The following is a 4119-nucleotide window of genomic DNA, read 5'->3' as shown; positions in this document are numbered from 1 at the left end:
GCAGGGGAGCAGGGGAGCAGGGGAGCAGGGGAGCAGGGGAGCAGGGGAGCAGGGGAGAAGTTGCAGTAAGTTTATCCCCTCTGCCCCCCTGCCCCTCTGCCCCTCTACCTCTTTTCAATGCCCAATGCCCATTAATTACGATTAGCTTTCCAGGCTGCCAAATCAGCTAAAGAGCGATCGCGGTAACGTCCATAACGCTCTGGTTTACTTTTGATTTTCATTCCTAAATCGGGAAAAATCCCAAAGTTAGGTGGCATTGGTTGGAAATGCTTTGGCGAAGCGGAACTAATAAATTCTAATAACGCACCGATCATTGTTGTTGGTGGTAAAACCAAAGCTTCTTTACCCAAGGCTAATCGCGCGGCATTAATTCCTGCCAAGCAACCACCCGCAGCAGCAGCGGTATAACCTTCAGTACCAATCAATTGTCCAGCGGCTAATAATGTTGGACGCTCTTTAAATTGCAAGGTAGGATGCATTAACTGGGGAGCATTAATAAAAGTGTTGCGGTGCATTACTCCCAGCCTGACAAACTCTGCTTTTTCTAAACTGGGAATTAACTGAAAGATTCGCTTTTGCTCACCCCAACGCAGATTAGTTTGAAATCCTACCATGTTCCACAGTTGACCAGCTTTATCTTCTTGTCGTAACTGCACCACAGCATAAGGACGTTCCCCTGTGCGAGTATCTGACAATCCCACTGGCTTCAGGGGGCCGTAACGCATGGTATCTTCCCCGCGCTGGGCTAGTTCTTCTATGGGTAAACAAGCTTCAAAAAATTTCGCCGTTTCTCGTTCAAAACCCTTGAGTTCTGTTTGTTCAGCTTTACAGAGTTCTTCTCGAAAGTGCAAGTACTGCTCTTTATTCATTGGGCAGTTGAGATAAGCAGCTTCACCTTTGTCATAACGTGATGCCATAAAAGCAATGTCACGATTAATCGATTCTCCGACGATAATCGGGCTAGCTGCATCAAAAAAGCTCAGATATTCCATCCCCGTAAAGCGCTGCAAATCTTCTGCTAAGTCGGGACTGGTTAAAGGCCCGGTTGCCAAAACCACAATCCCTTCAGGAATCGCAGACACTTCACCCCGACGGAATTCAACTAAAGGATGACTCGCTAAAGTTTCAGTTAAATCTTGGCCAAATTGTCCCCTGTCTACGGCTAGTGCCCCGCCAGCCGGAACGGCGTGTTCATCAGCTTTTGAGATGACAATCGAACCAAGTTGGCGTAATTCTTCGTGCAATAATCCCGCCGCGCGATCGCTTGCCATTGCCCCAAAGGAATTACTACACACTAATTCTGCTAAATGTTCTGTATGATGAGCCGGGCTAAATCGCTTTGGACGCATTTCATGCAGAATTACTGGCACTCCAGCTTGGGCTATTTGCCAAGCTGCTTCTGTCCCAGCTAGTCCACCTCCAATTACTTGTATCGGTTGTGTTTCCATAGTTAAATTTGAATTCCCATATTATAAGTATCCATCAGCATTACAAAAGTAAAATTAAATAAAAAGCGATGTTAAACCATAACAAGTGTAAATAAAGTATTGGGCCAATTGTAACGTTGAGACTACACGTTCAAGGTTTTTTACAATCGATTTTGCCATAATATGAAAAGCCACCGACAACGCTGGGCTGAACATTTTCCAACTGACACACCGTCAGGAAGTGCGATCGCGTCCCCAGCCCTTGCCTAATTGCATTAATCAAAAAAGTAGGAAAAGTAGGATGTTTTGTATAAATCCTTGATTTCTCATTTTTCCAGATGTTACATTCAGTATGCATGCAAAAACTAGTTAAAAATGCGTAATTAGGACGTGATTTATGACTAAAAACAAAATTAAATATAACATCGATTTAAATCAAGCTCCAGTTATGTTTATTGAGGAAATAACAGATGATCAGGAATTGAAAAGTGTATACGGTGGAGTAACGCCTCCTGATTCAGTATTACTAAACCCTAAAATTATTGCTGCTCTTGCAAAGCGCGGTATTATATTGCCTAACGATCCTAACAACCCAAATACACTAACAGAAGAGGCGTTGCTTGCTTTGAAAGACATTTTGGCTAGTCAGACGTACTAGATACAAACGATTTCCATTAACTGTAGCGATATGTAATACTGGAGCGTGTTTGAAAACACGCTTTATTCTAAAAAATAAGTTAATCTAAGTAATCTTGGAATTATTCTAATGGCTTATCAAAGTCATTTGATATTGTAATCAAATCTTTGCCACTACCAAACAACAGCAGTTTTCACGATTCCATGCTTGGGAGCGTGTTTAACAGTTATCAGTTATCAGTTATCAGTTAATTTTTCCTTTGGGAGTTAGAGTTCCTCATTTCTAAAAATGGCGTGTTTCAGTCGGGGTCAAATCTCCGACTGAAACTATGATAACTGTTCACTGTTCACTGATTTAATGGCATTGTGGGGAAAGGGGGAAGGGGTAAAAGGTAAAGGCATGGAATTTTCCCTTTTCTACCCTTTAACCTTTCCCCAAGCTCTTGCAAAAATAACTTTTGCAAGATGTCTAATAAACTGAACAAATTAACAAGCCCAAGCTTGTCTGAAAGAAAAGCGATCGCTATCCCCAAAAAAAACTTAACATTAACCTTATAAGTGTTAGTTTTTCATCACATAAACTCATGGGTTACTACATCGCTCCCCGCTTTTTGGACAAACTTGCTGTCCACATCACCAAAAACTTTCTGAAGCTTCCTGGCGTGCGAGTTCCCGTGATATTGGGTATTCATGGACGCAAAGGAGAAGGTAAAACATTTCAATGTCAATTAGTCTTCGAGAAAATGGGTATCGAAGTAACTCACGTATCTGGCGGCGAATTGGAAAGTCCAGATGCGGGAGATCCAGCGCGGTTGATTCGGTTGCGCTATCGGGAAACAGCAGAACTGATTAAAGTACGCGGCAAAATGTGTGTACTGATGATTAACGATTTAGATGCAGGTGCTGGACGCTTTGATGAAGGCACTCAATATACTGTAAACACACAGTTGGTGAATGCCACACTGATGAATATTGCTGATAATCCCACAGATGTGCAGTTGCCGGGAAGCTATGATTCCACACCTTTACATCGTGTGCCGATTATTGTCACAGGTAATGATTTTTCTACCCTCTATGCACCGTTAATTCGGGATGGACGGATGGAGAAATTCTACTGGGAACCAGATAGAGATGACAAGGTGGGAATTGTCAAGGGGATTTTTGAACAGGATGGACTGTCACAGAAAGAAGTTGAACAGCTAGTTGATACTTTTGTCAATCAGTCTATTGACTTTTTTAGCGCTTTGCGATCGCGCATTTATGACGAACAAATCCGCAACTACATTCATAAAGTGGGTTTTGAGCAGATATCCTTGAGTGTAGTTAACAGCGTTAAAGGCCCACCAGAATTTAAAAAGCCAGATTTCAGGCTGTCTCACTTAATCGAGTCTGGAAACTTCCTGGTTGGCGAACAAAAACGGGTGGAAAGTTCCCATTTGGTTGATGATTACAATCGACTCAATCGAGGTAGAAATTCTCAATCAACACCACCTGCTGTTGTAACACCAACTAGTCAGCCGTCAAATGGCGCAACCAAAGAAGTAAAAACTAATGGATTCCAGAAACAGCAAGCATCAAGTGCCCATTTAACTTTAGAGACACAAGAACAGATTCGGCAATTATTGTCTCAAGGTTACAAAATTAGTATTGAACACGTAGATGAGCGCCGCTTCCGCACAGGTTCTTGGCAAACTTGTGTTCATAGCCACATTGATGCCGAGTCTGATGCCATCTCAAATTTAGAGGCAACCTTGTCAGAATATAGCGGTGAGTATGTGCGCTTAGTAGGTATCGATCCCAAAGCCAAGCGGCGAGTAGTGGAGACAATTATTCAGCGTCCAAATGGAAACAATTAGGAGCAGATGCAGCAGAATTCGGGAGTTAAGACTCGGAAGTTCAATCGACGGTTAGAAACTGCATCTAAACAGACTAAACCCGCCCACGCGGGTTTAAAAAAGCTTTATTTTCTATTAGCTTATATCATGTCCAAGTAATTAGCTGTTAGAGGATGTTTGAAAAGTCGTGATTGATGTATCAAATATTTTTTACCCCTCCC

At 42.4% G+C, this 4119-nt stretch carries 4 protein-coding genes; 2 read left to right on the top strand and 2 right to left on the bottom strand.

The genetic code is table 11. From position 1 onward, the window contains the following. Nucleotides 1-131 precede the first annotated feature (131 nt). Both trmFO and RMY27_RS35395 read right to left on the bottom strand, forming a co-directional pair. Nucleotides 132-1448 (bottom strand): FADH(2)-oxidizing methylenetetrahydrofolate--tRNA-(uracil(54)-C(5))-methyltransferase TrmFO, encoded by a 1317-nt coding sequence (gene trmFO / locus RMY27_RS35400; RefSeq protein ID WP_322669461.1) that lies wholly within the window; start codon nt 1446-1448, stop codon nt 132-134. Between the two features lie 130 nt (nt 1449-1578). After that, nucleotides 1579-1785, bottom strand: a complete 207-nt coding sequence (locus RMY27_RS35395; protein ID WP_322669460.1) for a hypothetical protein — start codon at nt 1783-1785, stop codon at nt 1579-1581. A 39-nt stretch (nt 1786-1824) separates the two neighbouring features. On the opposite strand from RMY27_RS35395, the gene RMY27_RS35390 reads away from it, so the two are divergent. Next, complete coding sequence (locus RMY27_RS35390) at nt 1825-2085, top strand: hypothetical protein (protein WP_322669459.1); 261 nt, start codon at nt 1825-1827, stop codon at nt 2083-2085. A gap of 562 nt (nt 2086-2647) precedes the next feature. Continuing rightward, on the top strand, nt 2648-3919 hold the full coding sequence (locus tag RMY27_RS35385) for a ribulose bisphosphate carboxylase small subunit (RefSeq protein WP_322669458.1): 1272 nt from the start codon (nt 2648-2650) through the stop codon (nt 3917-3919). The last annotated feature ends 200 nt before the right edge of the window (nt 3920-4119 follow it).

Origin of the sequence: Nostoc sp. DedQUE09 (genome assembly GCF_034530915.1) — a bacterium.
Taxonomy (GTDB): Bacteria; Cyanobacteriota; Cyanobacteriia; order Cyanobacteriales; family Nostocaceae; genus Nostoc.
The sequence above is the reverse complement of the archived record's forward strand: the minus strand, read 5'-3'. Positions and strand labels throughout refer to the sequence as shown.

Bases quoted from the DNA above. Each gene is read 5' to 3' on its own strand.
- trmFO (WP_322669461.1), bottom strand. From the start codon at position 1,448: ATGGAAACACAACCGATACAAGTAATTGGAGGTGGACTAGCTGGGACA.
- RMY27_RS35395 (WP_322669460.1), bottom strand. From the start codon at position 1,785: ATGCATACTGAATGTAACATCTGGAAAAATGAGAAATCAAGGATTTAT.
- RMY27_RS35385 (WP_322669458.1), top strand. From the start codon at position 2,648: ATGGGTTACTACATCGCTCCCCGCTTTTTGGACAAACTTGCTGTCCAC.
- RMY27_RS35390 (WP_322669459.1), top strand. From the start codon at position 1,825: ATGACTAAAAACAAAATTAAATATAACATCGATTTAAATCAAGCTCCA.